Origin of the sequence: Flavihumibacter sp. CACIAM 22H1 (assembly GCF_001601815.1) — a bacterium.
GTDB lineage: Bacteria > Bacteroidota > Bacteroidia > Chitinophagales > Chitinophagaceae > Flavihumibacter.
Map to the genome: position 1 here is coordinate 6,006 of NZ_LUKG01000055.1, position 4,551 is coordinate 10,556.

General features: G+C 46.3%; 4 protein-coding genes. 1 reads left to right on the forward strand and 3 read right to left on the reverse strand.

The window, feature by feature from the left end; genetic code table 11:
* Positions 1 to 310, forward strand: a 310-nt coding sequence (locus tag A1D16_RS14490; RefSeq protein ID WP_290710742.1) for a trypsin-like peptidase domain-containing protein, incomplete at its 5' end; no start/stop codon positions are given.
* Positions 311 to 312: 2 nt separating this feature from the next.
* Here the strand turns inward: A1D16_RS14490 and A1D16_RS14495 are convergent.
* The 3 genes from A1D16_RS14495 to A1D16_RS14505 all read right to left on the reverse strand — a co-directional run.
* Entirely contained in the window at positions 313 to 1,044 is a 732-nt protein-coding gene (locus A1D16_RS14495) for a DUF1080 domain-containing protein (RefSeq protein ID WP_290710744.1), read from the reverse strand.
* A gap of 3 nt (positions 1,045 to 1,047) precedes the next feature.
* Positions 1,048 to 3,750, reverse strand: coding sequence for a c-type cytochrome (locus A1D16_RS14500; RefSeq protein ID WP_290710746.1), 2,703 nt, complete (start codon positions 3,748 to 3,750; stop codon positions 1,048 to 1,050).
* A 17-nt stretch (positions 3,751 to 3,767) separates the two neighbouring features.
* Positions 3,768 to 4,551, reverse strand: a 784-nt coding sequence (locus A1D16_RS14505) for a DUF1501 domain-containing protein (protein ID WP_290710748.1), incomplete at its 5' end; no start/stop codon positions are given.

Genomic DNA, 4,551 nt, shown 5'->3' on the forward strand with positions numbered 1-4,551 from the left:
CGCCAAAACCGGTTATAATGGCGATACGGCAGCCTACCAGATTGCTATATCTGCGAATCCGGGTAATTCCGGTGGCCCGATTTTCAACCAGTATGGCGAAGTTATCGGCGTATTAAGTGGTAAGCAAATTACCGCTGAAGGTGTGGTGTTCAGCAGCCAGAGTAAAAATATCTTCATGGCACTGGACAGTTTGAAACAGGACAGCAGTACCACTATCCGGATACAAAGCAACTCAGCGGTGAAAGGTGCAGAACGGGTTCAGCAGATCAAACGCATTGAAGAATGTATCTATAACGTAATGAGTTATTAAGCTCAGAGCGGCTTCAGCTGAATATTTCTGAACATTACCCACATTTGGGGGGCAACGTGTAACTGGAGCCCGATTAACCCGTTGTTGCGGGCCAGTAAGCTGTCTTTATCAAACACTTCGCTCATTTTGTTACCATTAATAAAATGAACCAGGTGGTTTTTTTCAGCCCGAATGACCAGTTGATTCCATGCCGCCTGTTTAATATAGGTCTGAAGTTCGGAAGAACTACCCAGTGAATCAAGCTGGCGGGGAGGCTGGCCGGTTAACATTTCTACTGACTGTCCACGCATTGCCAGGAACCCCCTCCCCCTTTCTTCATAGTTTTGACCGGTATACACATTGGCACCATCTATATCTGCCTGGTATCCTTTTAACGCGTTTGGTATACCGGCAACAGGTTCACTGCGATACTGCACCCCGCTATTCCCTTCATTGCTGATCTTATACTCTAGCTGCAGTTCGAAATTTTCGGGCACCTTGCCTGAATACACTAAAAAACTGTTTTCTTTTAATGGATGCGCCGGCGTTACTTCTCCCCTGATTGAACTATCCTCAATCCTCCAGTAACTGGTATCCCCTTCCCAATTCTTAAAGCTGACACCATCAAATAAGGCAATGGCAGAGTTTGGGCTTTCAGGTGCTTTGTTGAGCTCCTTTTTTGCTTCATTACAAGCGTTTGAAAACAGTGACAAGACAGCATAACCTACTACTAAAGAATATTTTCTTGATTTCATTGCTTATTTTTTTGCAGGCGTAAAAATCGTATCCTTGGTATTGCCACCGGCTTTCAGAAAAGCCAGCAAGTCCTTTAATTCTTCCGGGTTAAGCCGATTTATCATGCCAGGCAGCATGGGAGAAATTTCCGATACACGGGTCCTGATCACCTCCTCTTTTGGTATAAACCGGTGTTCCTGCGGAGCAAATGGATTTTGTGCAATCGTATATCCTTTTTCATCGGCAGAGATCTGCCTGCCAACTACAGATTTTCCTGATCTTAGGTAAAAAACCGTTGCTCCATACTGATCGGAAATTACCTTGCCTGGTTCTATGATGGATTCCAGCATATCGCGATAACTGAATCTGGTCCCCACCTGAGTAAGATCCGGACCAGAAACCCCTCCTTCGCCCTGCATGCTGTGACAAGAAGCGCATAAACTGGAAACAAACAGACCTTTACCCCTTTCATAATTTCGGTTAGTTATACCGCTATCCACGTATTTCATGGCCTCCTCAACGGTCCAGTTGCGACCGGGCCCCTCTGGCTGCACTGCAGCTTGAGTTTGCATTACAGGAGGTCTTTCGGCAATGGAATCGCCAGAAAGTTGATTGTAATAGGAAAATTTAGCGGCCGGTAAAGCAGCCAAGGCATTTTTCCTGGCTTTGTTAATGAAGCCCGCATAACTGTGTCCGCCATTGTATTGAAAGGCCGAATTAAACCATTTGAAATAATTTTCCAGCTGTTCTTCTGTCCAGCTGTTTTTTACCTGGCTTAGTACCGTTGCATAAAAAGTTTGGCTTTGCGGAGGCAGTTTCGCCAACATTTTGGCAATACCCATTCCATAATCCGGGTTTCGCATGATCAGGTCTTCAGAGCTGGTAAGGTTCCGTTCTTCCGGCAGGCCTTCTTCTTTTTCTGCCAATAATAATGTCATTGTTTTACGAACCGCTGCGCTATCCTGAAAATATACCAGTAGCTTACTCAGTTGCCGATTCAACAAAGCTTCTTTTGCCGTGGGAAAAAATGGATCAAAATAAGCAACCAGTTTAGAGCGGAGTGACTGATCCGGCAAATTGGTTCTGGACGCTAATACTTCGGTAGCCCGCACAAGCTCCGCTTTTTCAGCGCCGGATAAGGCCGAAAAATTAAGTTGTTCCAGCTCTTTTACCCACCCTGCCCAGTCGGCCGGTCCTTTTGACTGTTTGGCCAGGGCAAGCAGTGCCTGAATTTTAGTAAATGGTTTTTTTTCTGCCACTAAAAGATTTTGCCAGGTAAACGACGGCGCATTTTCCAGCACTTTTCTTGCTGCATAGCGGATCGCTTCATCCTGGTTGTTTAAATAGGGCCATGCTGTAGCCACCGCATTTTTATCGGGGTTAACATGCAGGGCTTCCAGTTTTCTGCGGACATGGTGTGCTTCATTTAAAACCGTTGCAGGTAAGGGATCATTGGCCAGTTTGCCATCGCCATAATAAACCCTATAAAGATCAGATTCAAGCCTTCTTCCACCGGTTAAGAAATACAAGGCTCCATCCGGTCCAATTACCCCATCGGTTAAGGGAAGAGGTGATCCTGATATAAATTCTTCTCCTTTAGCGGTATAACTGCTTCCAGACGGCTCCAGTTGAATGGCATAGATAATACCGAAACTCCAGTCAAAGGCAAACAGTGCTTTTCGGTATTTCTCCGGAAATCTTGCATTGGTTCCAACTACCAGGTTGGTGGGTGAGCCTTGTCCGATATTAAGCATTGCAGGTCGGCCATCGGCATAAGACGGATCCCATTTCCCGGTTCCGGGGCGCCAGCCAAAATCACTGCCACTGGTAACATGGCAGATCCGCGTAGGCCGGTACCAGGGCGTACCCATATCCCATTCCATATCCGAATCATAGGTAAATAGATCACCTGCCTCGTTAAAAGCCAGGTCAAAGGGATTCCTAAAACCAGAGGCATACAGTTCCCATTTTTTTCCGGTTGAATCTACCTGTGCAATCCAGCCCCCCTGCATACCAACATCGTTATCATGCCCGTTGGGGTCCCTGATCAGTGGCAACAGGTTATCCAGGCGGGCATCCGGAGAAACCCGGTAGTTATCCATGGCAGGAAGCCGGGTGAAATTACCAGCTATTACAAACAGAGATTGTTTGTCTGGCGATAAAACGATGCTATGCGGGCCGTGTTCCCCTTCACCATCCAGCGCTTTCAGCAGGGTTACAGAATCGTATTGATCATCGTTATCGGTATCCTGTAACCTGTACAAACCGCTTCCTTTGGAAAAGCTGCTGTCACCGGTATGATTCACCATTACATATAAACTATTGAATGCATACAGCAAGCCGTGTGCGTAACCGATTTCCAGCTTATTGGAGGTACCCGATGAATTACCGGTAAGAGAAGGAATACGGAGTGGCTCTGAAATAAGCCGGGTAACCGTATCGCCAATGGCAGGGATGGTCATCCGGTAAAGTGCGCCATACTGATCGGAAGCAATTAACCGGCCTTTATGATCAAAGGTCATGGAAACCCAGGACCCTTCTCCATTTTCAGAGGGGCCAAATAAATGATCGGCATGGAAGCCTTCCGGTAATTGCAGTGCTGCGAGTTTGGGATTGGCAGGAATTTCAGGAAGCGCTGTTTTTTTATCCTTGCAGGAAACTACAAAAAACAGCAGTAGCCATATACAAGTTGGCAGGGGTGAACGGGCGATTCTGGGTATATGCATTAGTTAAAAGCTTAATATCAGGCGTTTGAGCTTAATAAATCAAGAATAGGTTTTCCTTTTCCATCCGGAGTGGTATAAAAAGGGCGTTGTTCAATTTCCACCTGGGTTTCTTCCGGAATACCCAGGCAATGATAAATGGTTTGATGTAGTTGTTCAATTCTAACAGGATTTTCAATGGTTTTACAGGGTCGTTCATCGGCCGTTTTTCCGTAAAGAAATCCTTTCTTGATGCCTCCCCCAAAGAGCAGCACGGAGCCGGCATCGGTAAAATGGCGGTGCATGCCATAAAATTTAAGATCGTGCAAAACATCGGGCTGATCTACCTGTTCCTGCACCTTCAGCCCGGGTTTTCCTTCTACCATCATATCTCGGCTGAACTCACTGGCAACAATTATCAGCGTCCGATCCAGGTGGCCGGATTGTTCCAGGTCAAGGACCAATTGTGCAATGGGTGCGTCAATCATTTTTTTCATATCAACCATGCGGGTATGCCCGTTCTCGTGGGTATCAAAACCCATAAACGGTTCATACTCCGTCGTTACACTAATAAAACGGGCTCCTTGCTGGGTAAGTCGTTTAGCCATCAAACAACCCAACCCAAACCGGCCGGTATTATAGATATCATAGGAAGCCTTGGGTTCCAGGCTCAGGTTAAAGGCTTTTGCCTCCGGAGAATTGAGCAATCGGTAGGATTGTTCCATAGAGCGCCGGAGCGATTCTTTCTGGTAATCACTTCCGAATTCTCCAACCGGGCTATTTTTGATCAACTCATTATAAAGTTGATTTCGTTTTTCAAATCGG